The sequence below is a fragment of the Streptomyces araujoniae genome, assembly GCF_050871195.1.
Classification (GTDB): Bacteria; Actinomycetota; Actinomycetes; order Streptomycetales; family Streptomycetaceae; genus Streptomyces; species Streptomyces bacillaris.
Genome location: NZ_CP194070.1, coordinates 1,421,128 through 1,435,682, shown reverse-complemented (window position 1 = coordinate 1,435,682; position 14,555 = coordinate 1,421,128). Strand labels below are relative to the sequence as shown.

The window sequence follows — 14,555 nt, the reverse complement described above, 5'->3', positions numbered from 1 at the left end:
TCTGTCCTTACACCGTGGCCGCGGGGCGGGGCGTGTCGTCGGGCGCCCCGGCCGGGGCCGGGATGGTGGTCGAGAGCTCGGAGACCGCACCGGCGGTGGGCGGCGGGGCGACCGCGGCCATGGCGGTGGTGACGACGCCCTGCGGCTCGTCCGCCGTCGTGTCGTCGGTGTCGTTGACGTTGGTGTGGTCGACCGGCTCGCGGCGCGAGGCCAGCCAGATGGCGAAGGAGCCGCCGACCAGGATGACCGCCGTGACGGCGATGCCCCAGGGGCCCTGCTTGGTGAGGAACTCGGCACCGGCGCCGACCAGGGCGGCGGCCGGGAGCGTCAGACCCCAGGCGACGAACATCCGGGTGGCGGTGGACCAGCGGACCACCCCGCCCTTGCGGCCGAGGCCCGCGCCCATGACGGCGCCGGAGCAGGACTGCGTGGTGGAGAGCGAGAAGCCGAGGTGCGAGGAGGCCAGGATGACCGTGGCCGCGCTGGTCTGGGCGGCGAAGCCCTGCGGCGGCTGGAGGTCGGTGAGGCCCTTGCCCATGGTGCGGATGATGCGCCAGCCACCGAGGTAGGTGCCGAGCGCGATGGCGACACCGGCCGAGACGATGACCCACATGGGCGGGTTGGAGCCGGGGGCCAGGACACCGCTGGTGACCAGCGCCAGCGTGATGATGCCCATCGTCTTCTGGGCGTCGTTGGTGCCGTGGGCGAGCGAGACGAGACCGGCGGAGGCGATCTGCCCGGCCCGGTAGCCCTTGGCGGTGGACTTCTGCTGGTTCGGGTCGGTGACGTTCCGGTTGATCCGGTACGTGAGCCGGGTGGCCAGCATCGCGGCGATCCCGGCGACCAGCGGGGCGGCGATCGCGGGCAGCAGCACCTTGGTGACGACGGTGCCGCCGTTGATCGAGGACCAGCCGGCCGACATCACGGCGGCGCCGATCAGACCGCCGAACAGGGCGTGGGAGGAGCTGGACGGAAGGCCCAGCAGCCAGGTGAAGAGATTCCACAGGATGGCGCCGACGAGCGCCGCGAAGATGACCTCTGTTCTGATGCCGTCTTCGTTGACGATCCCGCCGGAGATCGTCTTGGCGACCTCCACCGACAGGAACGCGCCGATCAGGTTGAGAACGGCGGACATGGCCACCGCTGTCTTGGGCTTCATCGCGCCGGTCGAGATGGTGGTCGCCATCGCGTTGGCGGTGTCGTGGAAACCGTTCGTGAAATCGAACACGAGAGCTGTTACGACCACAATCGCAAGCAGCAGCGTGATGTGTTCCATTTACCCAGGCAATCGTTCGACGTCAGTGGCTCGTGGACCGTAGGCAACCTGAGTGAACGGAAGATGAACTGGGCGGGGCGCTGTGGTGTCCCCAAGCGGAGTGCGCCGGTTCCGTTTGTGTGCGCGAGGGGCTGTGCAGGGTCCCTGGGGCACCGCCTGGGCTGCCCTTTACCCCTCGTTGGCGAAGACTTTGACGGACGGTCCCGGGCCCGGAAGAGATCCCCGTCACGTGGGGGATCACGTTCCGCTTCCGGGCCGTCACCCCTACGCTCGCCCCATGAGCGAGCAGCAGCCGGAATCCGTCGCCCGGGCCTGGCGGAAGGTGGTCGAGACCGCCCGCCGCAGCGCCGCCGACGGGCTGGTCGTCGGCACCTCGGGCAATGTCTCCGCCCGGGTCGGGGACCTGGTCCTGGTGACCCCCAGCGGGGTGCCCTACGACCGGCTCGGACCGCGCGACGCGGTCGGCGTCGGCCTCGACGGCCGCCAGGTCCTCGGGAGGCTCCGGCCGACCAGCGAACTCCCCCTCCACCTCACGGTCTACCGGGAGACCGACGCGGCCGCCGTGGTCCACACCCACGCCGTGCACGCCACCGCCGTCTCCACGCTCGTCACCGAGGTGCCGCTCGTGCACTACGCGGCCGCCGTCCTCGGCGGCCCCGTCCGTACCGCCGCCTACGCCCGCTACGGCACCCCGGAGCTGGCCGACGCCATGCTCACCGCCCTCCGCGGCCGCACCGGCTGCCTGCTCGCCAACCACGGCACCGTCACCTACGGAACCACTCTCGACCAGGCCTACGAGCGCACCGCCCAGCTGGAGTGGCTCTGCCGCCTCTGGCTCACCGCGAACGCCGTACCGGGCCTGAGCCCGTCCCTGCTCAGCCGCGCCCAGCTCGACGAGGTGACGGAAGCGCTGAAGGGATACGGACAGCAGGACTGACGCCCCGCACCCCGTCGCTCCCCGCCCCGGCCCTTCACACCCCGGCCCTCCCGGCCCCCCGGCCTCCCCGCCCCGGTCCTCCCCGCTTCCGGCCCCGCGCCCCTCGGCCGTCCGGCGGCCCCCGGTCGGCCGGGGGAGTGGGCGCGGCACCGGACGGACCCCGCCCACTGGCACCACGCCGCCCGCCCCACGACACTGAAGCGGTGCGCCCGGCAACTGCGACGGCAACGGCCGTCACCACGATCCTCGGCGCCGGCGCGGCAGCGGTCGCGGCCGGCCGGTACGCCAGCGACGCCGCCCTCAAGGCGGCCCCCGGACGGCCCCTCCCCGCCGACCGCAGGCTCACCGTCCACGCCACGGCGCCCGGCCGGATCACCCTGACCCGCTCCCTCACCGCGCTCCGCCCCGGCACGTACGGGATCGAGGGGCCCGGCGGCCACGCGGTGGTCGGCCCCGTCGTCGAGGGGGCCGAGACCACCGCCGACACCGTCGTCCGCCGACTGGAGCGGATCGGCACCGGCACCCTGGAGCCGGGCGACAAGGTCCGCCTCACCCCCGAGCTGTACCGGGGCGACCCGGGCACCGCCCTCGGCCTGGAGTACCGGGAGGTCGAGATCCCCGGCGAACTGGGCGGCCTGCCCGCCTGGTGGGTGCCCGGCGAGCGCGACACCTGGGTCATCACCGCCCACGGACTCGGCACCACCCGCGACCACCCCATGAACCTGATGGGCTTCCTCGCCGACCGTCAGCTCCCCGTGCTGGACCTCGCCTACCGGGGCGACCCCGGAGCCCCCCGCCCCGCCGACGGCCTCGGCCACCTCGGCGCCTCCGAGTGGCGCGACCTGGACGCGGCCCTGCGCTTCGCCGTCCGCTACGGCGCCCGGCGCGTGATCCTGTACGGCTGGTCCACCGGCGCCTCCATGGCCCTGCACGCGGCGGTCGGCTCCCCGCTCCGCGAACGGATCGGCGGCCTCGTCCTGGACTCCCCGGTCCTGGACTGGCAGACCACCCTGCGCGCTCTCGCCGTCGCCCGCGGTGTCCCCGCCGCCCTCCTGCCGCTTGCCGTCCGCGCCGCCCAGGGCCGGACGGGGATGGCCTCGGACCCGCTCCTGGACCCGGCCCTGCCCGACGCGCTGCCCGCCCCGACGCTGATCCTGCACGGCCCCGACGACACCATCGCCCCCTGGGGCCCCTCCCGGGAGCTGGCCGCGCGCCGCCCGGACCTCGTCAGCCTGCACGCCGTACGGCAGGCTCCGCACGCGTCGATGTGGAACGCCGATCCCGGGCGGTACGAGGAGACCCTCCGGCGCTTCCTCACGCCCCTGATGTGAGGTGATGCGGGGATCGGTCCCTTTGGTCACCGGGCCCCGCGAAACGGTGCCGGTAACGGGGAAACGCCTTCCGTTTGGGCTTTCGGGCCGTCAGGGGCAAGACTGCTCCCGTGACGTCCCGTACCCCGCGCGACTCCAGGCTGCGACTTGTCCGCCCGCGACCCCTCGCCACCGCCCGCAGGGCCGTGTCCACCCGGCGCACCAGGCCGGCCCCCCGGCCCCCCGAGGGCACCCCTCCCCGCACGGAACTGGCCCGCCAGGCCAGGGCGGTCCTCGCCGATGCCGTGCGGATCGCCCACTGGGCGGCCGGCGCCCCGGCTCCCGGCAGCTCCGCCCCGCTCGCCGCCCAGGCGCTCGAACGGGCCGCCACCGCCCTGGAACTCTCCCCGGCCCAGGTCCGCGCGGGCTGGGACCGGGCCCGGCTGGCCGGCCTCATCGAGCTGCACGGCGACACCGCCCGCCCCGGCTGGCGGCTGCGGGCCTGGGACCGGGACGACTCGGCCGTGCTCCGCGGCTGGGTGGCGCTCTTCGACGCCTGGTCGCTGGTCCACGCGGCGCCCGAGGGCATCGAGACCGGCGCGGTCGCGGAAGCCGTCGAGGCCGTGCCCCAGGTGCTCTCCCTCCTCCAGCTCTCCGCGGGCCCCGTTCCCGTACCCGCCCTTCTGGACCTCCTCGCCCAGCGCATCGCCGAACTCCAGGAAGAGCGCTGCGAAGTGCCGTACGGGACCGGCCGCGCGGCCCTTGAGAGCGCTCCGGCCGACGGCCGCCCGGCCGCACCGGCACCCGCCCCCGCGCCCGCTCCGGCACCTTCGGGGAACCGGACCACCGACCGGAACGCCGACCTGGACGCCCTGCTGCTGGACTGGGCCCTGGAGGGCCTCGCCGCCGTCGGCGCGCTGACCCTCGGCAACGGCCACGCCACCCTCACCCCGCTCGGCAACTGGGCTGTCTGGGTCAAGCTGGAACAGATCTGCGTCGCCGCCCAGAGCCCGGCCGGGAACATCGAGCAGTCCGCCGCCGACATGCTCCTCGGCTGCGCCCGGCTCACCCCCGGACCGGCCCGCGACGAGTACCGCGCCTGGCTCGCCGCCCGGACGGTCGGCAGCGCCGTCGCGGAACTGCTCGCCGTCGCCCGGGGCCAGGACGCGCTCCTGCGCGGCCTGGCCTTCGAAGCGCTGCGCGTCGTCGGCGCCCCCGCAGAACCCGAGGTCCGCGCGGTGGTGGACCATCCCTCGCTGCGCCCCTACGCCCTGCTCTGGCTCGCCGAGTACGAAGGCGTCGACCCGGACGACGCGCAGGAGATCCTCAGCCGGGAGGAGGCCACCTGGCTCTGGGTCGACACCGCCGCCGCCGTCGCGGACCACGGCGAGACCGGGCTGCTGGTGCGCCACCTCGACTCCGCCGTCCAGGGCACCGTCCCGGCCCTGCTCGACGAGGTCAGGGCCGTCGGCCACCCGCGCACGGTCCAGGTCCTGGTCGCCCTCGCCGCCGCCCACCCCGACCCGGCCCTGGCCAAGGCCGTCCGCAGAGCCGCCTTCCAGGTCCACACGGGCGGAGCCTGACCCGAGCCCTTGCGCGCGGTGCGCGAACGCCCCCTCGGGCGCAGCCGCACGCCCGACCCCGTACGGCCCGAGCCCGCGCCCCGCACGGTCGCACGCCTCCGCCGGGGCCCGCCGCTCAGCCGGCGGACCCCGGTGTGTACGTCCCGAAGCTCCAGACGTTGCCCTCGGCGTCCCGGGCCATGTAGTCCCGCGAGCCGTAGTCCTGGTCCGTGGGCTCCATGAGGATCTCCACACCGAACTCCCGGGCCCGCGCGCAGTGCGCGTCCACCTCGTCGACCACCACGTACACCCCCGTTGGTCCGGCGCCCGCCATCGCCCGGGCGAACACCCCCGAACCGCCCTTGGAGCCGAGCATCACCCTGCCGTTGCCGCAGGACAGCTCGGCGTGGAGCACGCTGCCGTCCTCGCCCTCGTAGACCGCCTCCTCGGTGAAGCCGAAGCCCTCCGTCAGCGTCCTGATCGCCGCCTTCGCGTCCTGGTACAGCACCGTCGGGTAGATCGTCGGGACACCTCGCGCCGCGCCCGCCATCGTCCTCACCTCTTCCGGGACCGACCACCTGTGTGATCTGCGTCTCAGTCTTCCACCCGGCACTGACAACGGCCTTCCGTCCGCCGCCGACGGCCTTCCGCCCGGCCCGGGGAGGGGGTCAGGAGAAGGTGTCGCACTGGGCCATGTCACCGCTGCGGAACCCCGTGGAGAACCACTGCTGCCGCTGCGCGGAGGAGCCGTGCGTCCAGGACTCCGGGGTCACCCGGCCCTGGAACCGCTCCTGGATCCGGTCGTCCCCGACCGCGGCCGCCGCGTCCAGCCCGTCCCGGATGTCCGCCCGGGTCAGCTCGGTGATCAGCGGCCGGCCCGTCGACCCGTCCGGCGTCGTCGTCGCGTGGTGCGCCCAGACCCCGGCGTAGCAGTCGGCCTGGAGCTCCACCTTCACCGCGTTGCTGTCCGCGCCCTGCCGCCCGTCCTGCGACCGGCTCAGCGTGCCCAGTTGGTTCTGCACGTGGTGGCCGTACTCGTGCGCCACCACGTACGCCTGGGCGAACGGCCCGCCGCTGGAGCCGAACTTCGTCCGCAGCTCGTCGAAGAAGCCGAGGTCCAGATAGACCTTCCGGTCACCGGGGCAGTAGAAGGGGCCCACCGCCGAGGTCGCCGACCCGCACGCGGTGTTCACCCGCTCGCTGAACAGGACCGTCGGCGCCGCCGCGTAACTGCCCCGCCGGCGCTCGAACTCCTGGCGCCAGAAGTCCTGCACGCTGTTGACCACCGCCACGGTCCGGCAGTCGTCCCGGTTGTTGGCGTCCTGGCCCGTCCGGCAGCTCTGCTGCACCTGCGCCGCCGACGAGGAGACCGCCTCCGGCTCGGTGTCGCCGGACGAGAGGCCGAGCTGATCCGGGCCGACACCGAACAGCAGCCCCACGACCAGGGCGATGAGCCCCACGATGCCGCCGCCCACGGTGGCCCGACCGCCCGGGATGCGGCTCCCGCGCACATCCTGGACCTCCGACGTGTCCAGATCGGCGTCGTCGTCGAACTGCACGGGCGCACCTCCATCGGTCGGGGGAGGGGACCGGGGCGGCACCCTGCGCCGAGTATCGGACGGATACCCCCGGCGGGCACGCGGAAAAGCAGTTGCACACCGCCAGTAGAATGGAGCCCATGGCCATTCTCCTTGCGCATTAGCGGCGTCGAGAGACCTCCGCCCTCGTCCCTCCGCCGTCCATCCTGCCCTGGAGTTTTTCCGTGATCACCGCCACCGGCATCGAGCTGCGCGCCGGCGCCCGCATCCTCATCGAGTCCGCCTCCTTCCGCATCGCCAAGGGCGACCGCATCGGCCTGGTGGGCCGCAACGGAGCGGGCAAGACCACCCTCACCAAGTGCCTCGCGGGCGAGGGCACCCCCGCGGGCGGCACCATCACCCGCTCCGGCGAGGTGGGCTACCTCCCGCAGGACCCCCGCACCGGCGACCTCGACGTCCTCGCCCGCGACCGCATCCTCTCCGCCCGTGGTCTCGACGAGATCCTGCGCAAGATGCACGAGAACGAGGACCGGATGGCGAACGGCAAGGGCGCCACCCGCGAGAAGGCGATGAAGAAGTACGAGCGCCTGGAGACGGAGTTCCTCACCAAGGGCGGATACGCCGCCGAGGCCGAGGCCGCCACCATCGCCGCCGCGCTCAACCTGCCCGACCGGGTGCTCGGCCAGCCGCTCCACACCCTCTCCGGCGGTCAGCGCCGCCGTGTCGAGCTGGCCCGGATCCTCTTCTCGGACGCCGACACCCTGCTCCTGGACGAGCCGACCAACCACCTGGACGCCGACTCCATCGTCTGGCTGCGCGACTACCTGAAGTCCTACCGCGGCGGCTTCGTCGTGATCTCCCACGACGTCGAGCTGGTCGAGACGGTCGTCAACAAGGTCTTCTACCTCGACGCCAACCGCTCCCAGATCGACATCTACAACATGGGCTGGAAGCTCTACCAGCAGCAGCGCGAGGCGGACGAGAAGCGCCGCAAGCGCGAGCGCCAGAACGCCGAGAAGAAGGCCGCCGCCCTCAACTCGCAGGCCGACAAGATGCGCGCCAAGGCCACCAAGACCGTCGCCGCCCAGAACATGGCCAAGCGAGCCGACCGGCTGCTGGCCGGGCTGGAGGCCGTCCGGGTCTCCGACAAGGTCGCCAAGCTCCGCTTCCCCGAGCCCGCCCCCTGCGGCAAGACCCCGCTGATGGCGGAGGGCCTGTCGAAGTCCTACGGATCGCTGGAGATCTTCACCGACGTCGACCTCGCGATCGACAAGGGCTCCCGCGTCGTCATCCTCGGCCTCAACGGCGCCGGCAAGACCACGCTGCTGCGCCTCCTCGGCGGAGCCGAGAAGCCCGACACCGGCGAGATCATCCAGGGCCACGGCCTCAAGCTCGGCTACTACGCCCAGGAGCACGAGACCCTGGACCCCGAGCGCACGGTCCTGGAGAACATGCGCTCCGCCGCCCCCGACCTCGATCTCGTCGAGGTCCGCAAGACGCTCGGCTCGTTCCTCTTCTCCGGTGACGACGTCGACAAGCCGGCCGGGGTGCTCTCCGGCGGCGAGAAGACCCGGCTCGCGCTGGCGACCCTGGTCGTCTCCTCCGCCAACGTGCTCCTGCTCGACGAGCCCACCAACAACCTGGACCCCGCCAGCCGCGAGGAGATCCTCGGCGCACTCCGTACGTACAAGGGTGCCGTCGTCCTCGTCACCCACGACGAGGGCGCGGTCGAGGCGCTCCAGCCGGAGCGCATCATCCTCCTCCCGGACGGTGTCGAGGACCTCTGGGGCGCCGACTACCGCGACCTGGTCGCCCTGGCCTGAGCCGCCGCGCCCCCGCCGGGGCCCGGAGCGTGCCCTCCGCCGAGCCCCGCGCCGAACCCCTCGGGAGGGGCCCGGATCGCCTCCGGATAGATCATTCGGCCTACGCGTGATCCACCATCTGCGTGAGGGCGTCTCGTACCCCGGTGGTGCGCCCGGCCCCCACTCGCCGCGCGCCCCTTTCCGGACCGCCCCTCCCCGTACGGCTCTGACCTGCCGGTTCTCCCGCCGGTAGGTTCCGCATGCCCCGGCAACCCGGCGGAATACGGGATTCCGATCGTGTCGGAGCGCTCTCCGGTCCGGAATCCGGTCGTATCGACCTTGCCGAATGGGTGGCCAGGAAGCGCGGGAGGGGTGATCATGAGAGTCCAGAGCGCACTTCCCATAGAGGAGGCACGGGTGGCCGAGACTCTGAAGAAGGGCAGCCGGGTGACCGGCGCCGCGCGTGACAAGCTCGCGGCAGACCTGAAGAAGAAGTACGACTCCGGTGCGAGCATCAGGGCGCTGGCCGAGGAAACCGGCCGCTCCTACGGGTTCGTCCACCGGATGCTCAGTGAGTCCGGAGTGACGCTGCGAGGTCGTGGCGGTGCCACACGAGGCAAGAAGGCCGCTTCGGCCTGAGTGCCCCGGTCCTCTGCGGGCTCATCGGAATTCGGGGTGGCCACCCGGCTGACCGCAAGGTCGTCCGGGTGGTTACTGTTCAGTCACTTCATTCCCGAGTGCTGACTGCACCCGATCCGGAGGTGCCCCATGACCTCGCTCGACCCTGTGCTCGACAAGGACGGCGTACGGCTCACCGTCGAAGACGCGGTCGCCACGGTGACGCTCACCAACCCGGCCAAGCGCAACGCCCAGTCTCCCGCTCTCTGGCGGGCGTTGACCGAGGCCGGGCGGGTGCTGCCCGGCGATGTCCGTGTCGTGGTGCTCCGTGGCGAGGGCAAGTCCTTCTCCGCGGGACTCGACCGGCAGGCGTTCACCCCCGAGGGGTTCGACGGTGAGCCGTCCTTCCTCGACATGGCGCGCGGCCCGGAGGCCGAACTCGACGCGACCATCGCCGAGTACCAGGAGGCGTTCACCTGGTGGCGCCGCAATGACCTCGTGTCGATCGCGACCGTCCAGGGCCACGCCATCGGCGCAGGCTTCCAGCTCGCTCTCGCCTGCGATCTGCGGATCGTCGCCGAGGACGTCCAGTTCGCCATGCGCGAGACCAGCCTCGGCCTGGTCCCCGACCTCACGGGCACCCACCCCCTGGTGAACCTCGTGGGGTACGCCCGCGCGCTCGAGATCTGTGCCACCGGGCGGTTCGTGCACGCCGAGGAGGCCGAGCGCACCGGCCTCGCCAACCTCGTCGTCCCCGCCGACCAGCTCGACGGCGCCGCCCGCGACCTGGCCGCCGCACTGCTCGCCGCCCCGCGCGACGCCGTCGTGGAGACCAAGGCGCTCTTGAGCGGTGCCGTCTCCCGTACGTACGAGGAGCAGCGCACCGCCGAGCGCGCCGCCCAGGGCCGCAGGCTGCGGGACCTGGCGGGCATCACCGACTGATCCGGCCGGGCCGGTCGCACGGGCCGAGCCGACCGGACCGGCTGGGCCGATGGAGCCGACCGCTCTGACCGATCCGACCGGCCGGGAGGCGTGCCCCCGAACGGCACCCGTCTGGTGCGGACAGGCCCCTAGGGGGTGTCTTGCCGATCACGCCGGGCTCGCGGGGCCCGGCACCGCACCTCGCGGCGTTGTCGTCACTCGCCGACGCTCCGCGTCGACTCCCTCCTCCGCCTTGCGATGCACGGCACCGGACCCCGCTCCCTGATCCGGCCTGACCGGCAAGACACCCCCTAGCTCCCGGCCGGTGACGCCACCACGTCCGTGACCAGCACCGACACCGGCAGCCCGCCCGTCGTGGCCGCCGCCACCGCCGTACGCACCGACCGGGCCACGTCGAGGGCCCGGTGGTCCGCTGCCGTCGCCACCTCGACCCGGATGTGGTCGGTGGCGGTGTGCACCGGGCTGCCCAGGGTCCGGGTCAGCGAGACGACCCCGGGCACCCCGGTGGCCGCCTCCGCCGCCGGACCCCCGGCCCGCGCGGCAGCGGGGGACGCGGCGGAGGCGGCCATCACCTGATCGGGGGCATCGCCGTCATCGGATGCCCGACCGCCATCGGACGGCCTGCCGCCATCCGACTGCCCGTGGTCAGAGGATGCCCGACCGTCACCGGATGGTCCGCCGTCAGGAGATGCCTCGCCGTCGCCGGACGTCCCGCCGTCGCTGTATGTCCCGTCCCCGGCCGCCGCCCCGTCCTCCAGCAGTGCCGTCACCCTCAGGTCCACCTCCCCGACCTCCAGGCCGAGCCGGGCGGCGGCCGCCGCGACGAGCGCCGCGCGCAGGGTGGCCGCCGTCCCCGGCAGCGGGCGGTCCGCCGCCGCCCGGAACTCCGCCTCGATCCTCAGCGGCCCGGGCGGCAGCGCCCCCGGCGGCGGCACGGGCCCCGGCGCGGCCCCGGACGAGGAGGGAGAGGCGGGCGGGGGCGTGGGCTCGGACGTGGTCATGTCCTTCCTATCGGCGGCTTCCCGGGACAGCCCGATCCTCAGCGTCCCGAGCACCGCGCCCGGGACAACCGCCTCCGCGCGCAGCACCGAGGCAGCCGCCGTCTCCGCGATCCAGACGCCGTCCGCGGCACCACCCAGGGGGAGCAGCCGGCCGAGGCCCAGCCGTTGCCGTACCGCAGCTGTCCATCCGTCGGCCCTCCGCGGGCTCAGCTCCGTCGTCATCCCCCCACCCTGCCGTATCCACGGCGCGGGACCGGGCAAGCGCACTTAACGTGGGCAAGGAAGTCCCAACCCTGTCCCGAAGGGAAGAGCGGCGATGAGCGAGAACTCCCAGCGCAACGGCCCCGACAGCGGTTCCGGCGACGGCCGGGGCAAGTCCTCCCTGAACAAGCGCGGTGGCGGTGATCCCGGCACCCGGGGCCGTACCACCATCGCGGACGGCGTGGTCGAGAAGATCGCCGGAATGGCCGCACGCGATGTGGTCGGCGTCCATGCGATGGGCAGCGGCCTGTCCCGGACCTTCGGCGCGGTCCGCGACCGGGTCCCCGGCGGCGGCAAGTCCGTCACCCGCGGCGTGAAGGCCGAAGTCGGCGAGTCCCAGGCGGCCCTGGACCTGGAGATCGTCGTCGACTACGGCGTGGCCATCTCCAACGTCGCCCGTGACGTGCGCGAGAACGTCGTCTCGGCGGTCGAGCGCATGACCGGACTCGAAGTCGTCGAGGTCAACATCGCGGTCAGCGACGTCAAGCTGCCCGACGAGGACGACGACGATGACGACGAGGGCCAGCAGCGCGTCCAGTGATCCCCGGGTTCCGTACGGCAGTTGAGGAGAGACGATGAGCATGGCTGCGGCCGGTCTGCTGGCCGGCATGGCGCTCGGGTTCGCCGGGTATTTCGGCGGGTTCGGAGCGTTCGTCCTGGTGGCCGCCCTGGGGGCGATCGGCTTCATCGCCGGCCGCTTCCTCGACGGTGACCTGGAACCCGGCGACTTCTTCCGGAGTCGCGAGCGCGGCGACCGGCGACGGTGACGGCGGTGACCGGGCAGGTCGCCGCCGCCGAGCGGGGCGAGACCCGGATCGCCGACCGGGTCGTCGCCAAGATCGCCGCGCAGGCGGCGAAGGAAGCCGTCGACGATCCCCCCGAGGACGGCGCCTCCCCGCGCGCCACCGTCACCGTCCACCGTGACGCCGCCCGGGTCCGGGTCAGCCTGGAACTGCGCTACCCCTGCGACATCGGCCGCCAGTGCGGTGCCGTACGGAGCCGGGTCGCCCAGCGGGTCAAGTCGCTGGCCGGGATGGACGTGCCGGAAGTTGCCGTCCAGGTCGAACGGCTGCACACGGCGGGAGCCGGCGGCGGACAGGGGAGGCTCCGATGACGACCGACCCCACCGACCCCACGGTCCCCGACGACCCCATGGGCTCCACCGGTTCCACCCTGCGTATGCCCACGGTGGACCGGGCCGGGGGCACCCCGGGCCCGCCCGACCCCGGCGCGCCCCCGTCCCACGAGCCGGTCCCCACCCTCGATCAGGGCGGCGGCGGCCGGGCAGGCCGCTTCTGGTCCGCCCGCCGGGTCCCGGCCGCCCTGCTGGCCCTGGTGCTCCTGGGCGCGACGGGGCTGCTGCTCTACGACATCGCCGCCGTACGGGCCGGTCATCCGGCCATGCAGTGGCGGCGCTCCCTGGCGGACGGCCTGGCGGAACGGCAGCTCGACGATGCCGCCGTGCTCGTCGGCGCGGGCGTCGCCGCGGCCGTCGGCCTCTGGCTGCTCCTGCTCGCCCTCACCCCCGGGCTGCGCGACCTGCTGCCGATGCGCCGCGACCGTACCGAGGTACGGGCCGGACTCGACCGGACCGCCGCCGCGCTGGTTCTGCGGGACCGGGCCGTGGAGGTGCCCGGAGTGCAGTCCGTCCGGGTCCGGATGGGGCGGCGCAAGGCGAAGGTGCGGGCGCTCTCGCACTTCCGGGGGATCGACGACGTACGCACCGACCTGGAGACCGTGCTGGCCAGGGCCGTCGGGGAGCTGGGCCTGGCGAAGCCGCCCGGCCTCTCCGTCCGGGTCGACCGGCCGGAGAGGAAGGGATGAGCGGCATGCGCCCCACCGTCAACCGGATCCTGCTGGCCCTCGCCGGACTCGTCCTGATCGTCGTGGGCGGCGCGGTCCTCGCGGCGGGCCTCGGCGCCGCCGTACCGTCCTGGTGGCCCTGGGACGGCAAGACCGACGTACTGCTCAGCGCCGCCGACCGGGGGCGCCGGCGCGACGAGGGCTGGTGGTGGCCGACCGTGATCGCGGTCCTCGCCGTGCTGGTCGTCCTCGCCCTGTGGTGGTTCCTCGCCCAGTTCCGGCGCGGCCGCCTCGCCGAGGTGCTGGTCGACAGCGGTGACGGCGAGGGGGCCCGGATCCGCGGCCGGGCGCTGGAGGGCGTCCTCGCCGAGGAGGCGGGCGAGGTGGACGGGGTGGCCCGCGCCCAGGCGGCCCTGACCGGCCGCCGGACCGCGCCCCGGGCCCGCGTCCGCCTCCTGATGGAGCCGCACGCCGCCCCCGCCCGGGCCCTGAACGCGGTGGCCGACGGCGCGCTGGTCCACGCCCGTGAGTCGGCGGGCCTGGAAGAACTCCCGGCCGAGGTCCGGCTGAAGGCCGTCAAGCACCGTGCGGAGCGGGTGTCCTGACGGTCTGTTGGCCTACCGGCCCGTCCCCGTAGGTACGGGGACGGGCCGGAGGCGTGCGAGGGGGTCGGGCCGGAGGCGTGCGGGGCGGACCCGGCCCCGTACGCCCCGCGCTGAGCTCAGAATCCGTGCCGGGCCCCGCCGTCCACCGGCACCATGATCCCCGTCAGATACGAGGCGGCGGGGGAGAGCAGGAAGGCCGCGGTCTTCCCGAACTCCTCCGGCGTCCCGTACCGGCGCAGCGGGATGCGGGACTCGTTGGCCGTACGAGCGGCATCGGCGTCGCCCGAGAGCGCGTCCAGTTCGCGGACCCGGTCGGTGTCGATCCGGGCGGGCAGCACGCCCACGACCCGGATGCCGCGCGGCCCCAGCTCGTCGGAGAGCGACTTGGCGAAACCGGCGAGACCGGGGCGCAGCCCGTTGGAGATGGTCAGTCCGGCGATCGGCTCGTGCACCGAACCGGAGAGCACGAAGCCGATCACCCCGCCCTCGCCGAGCGCGGCGGCCGCCGTGCGGGCCAGCCGGACCGCCCCGAGGAACACCGTCTCGAAGGCCGTCTGCCACTGGTCGTCGGTGTTGTCCGCGACGAAGCCGGGCGCGGGCCCGCCGACGCTGATGAGAATGCCGTCGAGCCGCCCGAAACGTTCCCGCGCCGTGTCCACCAGCCGCTGGGCGGCGCTCGGGTCGGCGTTGTCGGCGGCGATCCCGACGGCGTCCGGGCCCAGTTCGGCGGCTGCCTCCTCGACGCTCTTCGCGTCCCGGCCGGTGATGATCACCTTCGCGCCGTCGGCGGCCAGCTCCCGTGCCGTGGCGTTGCCCAGGCCCCGGGTCGCGCCGGTGACGATGTACACGCGGTCCTTCAGTCCAAGATCCATGGTGTAGGTTCCCATCCTTCGAGTCGTG

At 73.7% G+C, this 14,555-nt stretch carries 16 protein-coding genes; 11 read left to right on the top strand and 5 right to left on the bottom strand.

The window, feature by feature from the left end; translation table 11 throughout:
- Positions 1-7: 7 nt before the first annotated feature.
- On the bottom strand, positions 8-1,276 hold the full coding sequence (locus ACQ9ZG_RS06075) for an inorganic phosphate transporter (protein ID WP_026237555.1): 1,269 nt from the start codon (positions 1,274-1,276) through the stop codon (positions 8-10).
- A gap of 277 nt (positions 1,277-1,553) precedes the next feature.
- Between ACQ9ZG_RS06075 and ACQ9ZG_RS06070 the strand changes: the two genes are divergently transcribed.
- From ACQ9ZG_RS06070 to ACQ9ZG_RS06060, 3 genes are all read left to right on the top strand, one after another.
- Positions 1,554-2,213 carry a class II aldolase/adducin family protein gene (locus ACQ9ZG_RS06070; protein WP_109917236.1) on the top strand — a complete coding sequence of 220 codons (660 nt, stop codon included), beginning with the start codon at positions 1,554-1,556 and terminating at the stop codon, positions 2,211-2,213.
- 203 nt (positions 2,214-2,416) lie between these two features.
- A complete protein-coding gene (locus tag ACQ9ZG_RS06065) occupies positions 2,417-3,544 on the top strand; it encodes an alpha/beta hydrolase (protein WP_386697341.1) in 1,128 nt (375 codons plus the stop codon).
- Between the two features lie 185 nt (positions 3,545-3,729).
- Positions 3,730-5,106 (top strand): hypothetical protein, encoded by a 1,377-nt coding sequence (locus ACQ9ZG_RS06060; RefSeq protein ID WP_499281573.1) that lies wholly within the window; start codon positions 3,730-3,732, stop codon positions 5,104-5,106.
- A gap of 115 nt (positions 5,107-5,221) precedes the next feature.
- On the opposite strand, the gene ACQ9ZG_RS06055 is transcribed toward ACQ9ZG_RS06060, so the two are convergent.
- Together ACQ9ZG_RS06055 and ypfJ are read right to left on the bottom strand one after the other, a co-directional pair.
- Positions 5,222-5,635 (bottom strand): VOC family protein, encoded by a 414-nt coding sequence (locus ACQ9ZG_RS06055; RefSeq protein WP_109916115.1) that lies wholly within the window; start codon positions 5,633-5,635, stop codon positions 5,222-5,224.
- 118 nt (positions 5,636-5,753) lie between these two features.
- Positions 5,754-6,644 carry a KPN_02809 family neutral zinc metallopeptidase gene (ypfJ, locus tag ACQ9ZG_RS06050; RefSeq protein ID WP_109916114.1) on the bottom strand — a complete coding sequence of 297 codons (891 nt, stop codon included), beginning with the start codon at positions 6,642-6,644 and terminating at the stop codon, positions 5,754-5,756.
- A gap of 203 nt (positions 6,645-6,847) precedes the next feature.
- On the opposite strand from ypfJ, the gene ACQ9ZG_RS06045 reads away from it, so the two are divergent.
- The 3 genes from ACQ9ZG_RS06045 (at position 6,848) to ACQ9ZG_RS06035 (ending at position 9,985) form a co-directional block, all read left to right on the top strand.
- Positions 6,848-8,446 (top strand): ABC-F family ATP-binding cassette domain-containing protein, encoded by a 1,599-nt coding sequence (locus ACQ9ZG_RS06045; RefSeq protein WP_018488190.1) that lies wholly within the window; start codon positions 6,848-6,850, stop codon positions 8,444-8,446.
- Between the two features lie 396 nt (positions 8,447-8,842).
- Positions 8,843-9,064 carry a helix-turn-helix domain-containing protein gene (locus ACQ9ZG_RS06040; RefSeq protein WP_006123601.1) on the top strand — a complete coding sequence of 74 codons (222 nt, stop codon included), beginning with the start codon at positions 8,843-8,845 and terminating at the stop codon, positions 9,062-9,064.
- Between the two features lie 129 nt (positions 9,065-9,193).
- On the top strand, positions 9,194-9,985 hold the full coding sequence (locus ACQ9ZG_RS06035) for an enoyl-CoA hydratase/isomerase family protein (protein ID WP_028419363.1): 792 nt from the start codon (positions 9,194-9,196) through the stop codon (positions 9,983-9,985).
- A 290-nt stretch (positions 9,986-10,275) separates the two neighbouring features.
- On the opposite strand, the gene ACQ9ZG_RS06030 is transcribed toward ACQ9ZG_RS06035, so the two are convergent.
- Positions 10,276-11,208, bottom strand: coding sequence for a hypothetical protein (locus tag ACQ9ZG_RS06030; protein ID WP_499280063.1), 933 nt, complete (start codon positions 11,206-11,208; stop codon positions 10,276-10,278).
- Positions 11,209-11,302: 94 nt separating this feature from the next.
- On the opposite strand from ACQ9ZG_RS06030, the gene ACQ9ZG_RS06025 reads away from it, so the two are divergent.
- The 5 genes from ACQ9ZG_RS06025 to amaP are packed head-to-tail and all read left to right on the top strand — an operon-like array spanning position 11,303 to position 13,655.
- The gene (locus ACQ9ZG_RS06025) at positions 11,303-11,788 is read left to right on the top strand and encodes an Asp23/Gls24 family envelope stress response protein (protein WP_018488193.1); all 486 of its coding nucleotides are present in this window, start codon (positions 11,303-11,305) and stop codon (positions 11,786-11,788) included.
- Positions 11,789-11,822: 34 nt separating this feature from the next.
- Positions 11,823-12,014, top strand: a complete 192-nt coding sequence (locus ACQ9ZG_RS06020; RefSeq protein ID WP_018488194.1) for a hypothetical protein — start codon at positions 11,823-11,825, stop codon at positions 12,012-12,014.
- Positions 12,011-12,361, top strand: coding sequence for an Asp23/Gls24 family envelope stress response protein (locus ACQ9ZG_RS06015; protein ID WP_109914390.1), 351 nt, complete (start codon positions 12,011-12,013; stop codon positions 12,359-12,361). Before ACQ9ZG_RS06020 ends, ACQ9ZG_RS06015 begins: the two co-directional genes overlap by 4 nt.
- Complete coding sequence (locus ACQ9ZG_RS06010) at positions 12,358-13,071, top strand: DUF6286 domain-containing protein (protein WP_499280060.1); 714 nt, start codon at positions 12,358-12,360, stop codon at positions 13,069-13,071. The genes ACQ9ZG_RS06015 and ACQ9ZG_RS06010 overlap by 4 nt, the downstream gene beginning before the upstream one ends.
- Positions 13,072-13,076: 5 nt before the next feature.
- A complete protein-coding gene (gene amaP / locus ACQ9ZG_RS06005) occupies positions 13,077-13,655 on the top strand; it encodes an alkaline shock response membrane anchor protein AmaP (RefSeq protein ID WP_109917497.1) in 579 nt (192 codons plus the stop codon).
- A gap of 116 nt (positions 13,656-13,771) precedes the next feature.
- Here the strand turns inward: amaP and ACQ9ZG_RS06000 are convergent, their stop codons facing one another.
- A complete protein-coding gene (locus ACQ9ZG_RS06000) occupies positions 13,772-14,527 on the bottom strand; it encodes an SDR family oxidoreductase (RefSeq protein ID WP_028419368.1) in 756 nt (251 codons plus the stop codon).
- Between the last annotated feature and the right edge of the window lie 28 nt (positions 14,528-14,555).

Bases quoted from the DNA above. Each gene is read 5' to 3' on its own strand.
- ACQ9ZG_RS06075 (WP_026237555.1), bottom strand. From the start codon at position 1,276: ATGGAACACATCACGCTGCTGCTTGCGATTGTGGTCGTAACAGCTCTC.
- ACQ9ZG_RS06070 (WP_109917236.1), top strand. From the start codon at position 1,554: ATGAGCGAGCAGCAGCCGGAATCCGTCGCCCGGGCCTGGCGGAAGGTG.
- ACQ9ZG_RS06055 (WP_109916115.1), bottom strand. From the start codon at position 5,635: ATGGCGGGCGCGGCGCGAGGTGTCCCGACGATCTACCCGACGGTGCTG.
- ACQ9ZG_RS06035 (WP_028419363.1), top strand. From the start codon at position 9,194: ATGACCTCGCTCGACCCTGTGCTCGACAAGGACGGCGTACGGCTCACC.
- ACQ9ZG_RS06030 (WP_499280063.1), bottom strand. From the start codon at position 11,208: ATGACGACGGAGCTGAGCCCGCGGAGGGCCGACGGATGGACAGCTGCG.
- ACQ9ZG_RS06025 (WP_018488193.1), top strand. From the start codon at position 11,303: ATGAGCGAGAACTCCCAGCGCAACGGCCCCGACAGCGGTTCCGGCGAC.
- ACQ9ZG_RS06020 (WP_018488194.1), top strand. From the start codon at position 11,823: ATGAGCATGGCTGCGGCCGGTCTGCTGGCCGGCATGGCGCTCGGGTTC.
- ACQ9ZG_RS06010 (WP_499280060.1), top strand. From the start codon at position 12,358: ATGACGACCGACCCCACCGACCCCACGGTCCCCGACGACCCCATGGGC.
- amaP (WP_109917497.1), top strand. From the start codon at position 13,077: ATGCGCCCCACCGTCAACCGGATCCTGCTGGCCCTCGCCGGACTCGTC.
- ACQ9ZG_RS06000 (WP_028419368.1), bottom strand. From the start codon at position 14,527: ATGGATCTTGGACTGAAGGACCGCGTGTACATCGTCACCGGCGCGACC.